The 1,932-nt window shown below is 36.5% G+C and carries 3 protein-coding genes; all 3 read right to left on the reverse strand.

The annotated features are described in order from the left end of the window. Positions 1 to 411 (reverse strand): hypothetical protein (locus ACEW8U_RS06155; protein WP_373521162.1); only part of this gene is annotated, 411 nt, incomplete at its 3' end. Between the two features lie 137 nt (positions 412 to 548). Then, positions 549 to 1,283, reverse strand: coding sequence for a hypothetical protein (locus tag ACEW8U_RS06160; protein WP_373521163.1), 735 nt, complete (start codon positions 1,281 to 1,283; stop codon positions 549 to 551). Positions 1,284 to 1,688: 405 nt separating this feature from the next. Continuing rightward, positions 1,689 to 1,932: T9SS type A sorting domain-containing protein (locus ACEW8U_RS06165; RefSeq protein WP_373521164.1), on the reverse strand; the 244-nt coding region annotated here is incomplete at its 5' end.

Here is a 1,932-nt window from a genome sequence, read left to right on the forward strand (position 1 = left end):
ACCCGGCAATGTCCACGCATAAGCAACTTCTACCTGGGGAGGTTGTCCAATCCCGCCTGTGCCCTGCACATACATGCGGGGAACTGTCAGATTGACCTGTGCCTTAGTGCAATAATCTACGTTTATTGATGAACCATACGAGCCCCAGGATTGGTTTTTGACAGAGAGGATTAATTCGGATCTGCTTGATCCATCTCCATCATTTTGATTCCCACTTGGGCAGGAAAATCGTACTGTAAGAGTACCTACAGCTCCAGGTATGTCTTTCCATACAATTGAAACATTTTGTAGATTATCAGCTCCGTTAATAGTACCATTTGTTACAGTCCACTTAATTGTACATGTGCTAGAATTAGCGGGCCTACTTACACTGTAGGATGTTGAACGAGCGGGACAAACTGTGCCAGACACAACATCTGTTGTGTTTTTAGTGATAGTTTGGCCAGTTGCGAAAAAGCCAAATAAAATCAATGGAATTACTACAAGTTTAAAGATTTGAGATGGTTTAAAATTATTCATATATTAAAAGTTTGGTTTGGTTAATTTTATTATTTTTTATATTGAAATGCTAAGGTCAGTGATAAGCTGTTAACACTTAACTTATAGTAATTTTGCATGATTGAATTAGATAGGCCGTAGTTACCCTGAATCCTAATGACACAATTAAATTTTTCCCTAAGAGGGAAAACGTAGCCAACGCCTGCTAAGGCATCAAAAACGTGTTTTTCAAATCCATCTATGGTATCAATGGATACACTTCCAACGTATTCTCCGTTTACGTAGGTCTCACCATATGCTAATGATTTTGTAAGATATGAGTATGAGAGACCAGAGAAGATATGAAGTCGATTTGGCTTTAATAAGAAATAGGTTGGCACTAAGGAAAAATTTAGGTAGCTATTTTTCTGGTCAGAAATCGACTCTGAGTATGGGTCGCCATCGAAGTCTAAAGTTATATAGCTTTCAAAATACTTTCTCTGTTCTAAAGAAAATCTGCCTTGTATTTCAAATCTTTTCATCATGGAACGAATTAGACTAATGCCAAGGATATATCCTGTCTTTTCCTTTGATTCATAAATTGTTTGTCCGTTACTAGAACTGAAAATGAAATTTCCCCACCCCTTGTCATTTGGAATATTTAAGGCCACACCGCCAAATACTTCCACTTTATCAATGAATCTTTTAGGTTCGGGCAATTTCAAATTTTCCAAAGATTGTCCAAATAAAGTAGAAGTGGTAAGAAAAAAGATTGCAAGGTAAATTTTAAGGAATTGTCTTCTCATAGTTTTAGCAGAGTATTTTTGAGGAAAATCAATAAATCATAATTCCCTTTGCCTATAACCATAGCAGTAGGGGAGTCAGGGCCAGGCAGTTTCAAAAATTTAAAATTTTAATAAAGGAGTTTTAGGAATTTAGTGCTGTAATTATATACAAAGTTTTAAACAAAAAAAATTTACCATGCTAATTTCCGTATTTTTTTAATTATGATATTCCAAATCTTCAAACTCCGGCATATCCTATTTCAGAATGGGAATGACTACTTGTGCAGTCTGGAAAAGAAGTTATAAATTTGATAATACTTTTAAATAAACCGTACTCGTGTTAAATCAAAAAAGGCCACGATTTGCATCGTGGCCTTTCATTTGTTTGGCTATTTGCTGATTACGTTAAGTTCTTTTGCTTAGAAGTTAATGCCTGATGTTGATATGTCTAATTTCTTCTGACCATGGAGTTGAAATGCTTAGTATGTAAAATCCATCGGGGAGGTCACTGGTATTCAGTGCCAATTTCCCGCTTTTTGACCTGCCGGATTTCCTCAATTTTCCCAAGTTGTCAAAAAGCTGCACACTGATTTCATACCTATCTGAAGCATGATTTGACCGGCCTGCCAGGTTTTCCCTATCGCTTTCCCCGATCTCAATAGTCAGATCT

Origin of the sequence: Aquiflexum sp. (assembly GCF_041751335.1) — a bacterium.
In the GTDB taxonomy this organism is placed as follows: Bacteria; Bacteroidota; Bacteroidia; order Cytophagales; family Cyclobacteriaceae; genus Aquiflexum.

Excerpts from the sequence above, each read along its gene's own strand:
- ACEW8U_RS06160 (WP_373521163.1), bottom strand. The coding sequence starts at position 1,283 with ATGAGAAGACAATTCCTTAAAATTTACCTTGCAATCTTTTTTCTTACC.